General features: G+C 44.3%; 1 protein-coding gene. It reads left to right on the forward strand.

Features of this window, described 5'->3' with window-relative positions; translation table 11 throughout:
* Positions 1-76: 76 nt before the first annotated feature.
* On the forward strand, positions 77-574 hold a 498-nt coding region (locus tag ACQY8X_RS21130; protein ID WP_428037096.1), incomplete at its 3' end, for a TlpA disulfide reductase family protein.

Here is a 574-nt window from a genome sequence, read left to right on the forward strand (position 1 = left end):
GTAGAAGAATCTGATCAGAACTACCTGGCTCAGTAAGTGATTACCTGCTAATTCACAGCATGGAAAAGGCCCGCTTATGCGGGCCTTTTTTTATGACAGCATTTTATCACCATCAGATTTAGGATATCTTCTGTTTGTCGAATTGAAGCTTTATCGGAAACCTATGCGCCACATACTGTTAATTTTTGTTTTAACATTTTTCTGCTCTGTAACTCATGCCGTGAATATGGAGTTGAAGAGTCTTGACGGTAAAGCAGCGAACTTATCGGATTATCAAGGTAAATGGGTGCTGGTTAATTTCTGGGCCACCTGGTGCCCCCCCTGTCTGGAAGAAATGCCTGAATTACAGGCCTTCCATGATAACCATGAAGAAACCGATGCTGTAGTGATCGGCCTGAATACAGAGGTGCTTCCTGCTGAGAAAATCGCTCAGTTTCTGGATGATTACTTTATCACTTATCCAAACTTTATCGTTGGACCTGTGCATCGCTCTGTTATGGGCGAAGTGCCTGCTTTACCCACCTCTTTTCTAATATCACCTGAGGGGAAGGTCGAAGCCAGGCAGGTGGGTATG

The sequence above is a fragment of the Amphritea sp. genome (assembly GCF_050300915.1).
Classification (GTDB): Bacteria; Pseudomonadota; Gammaproteobacteria; order Pseudomonadales; family Balneatricaceae; genus Amphritea.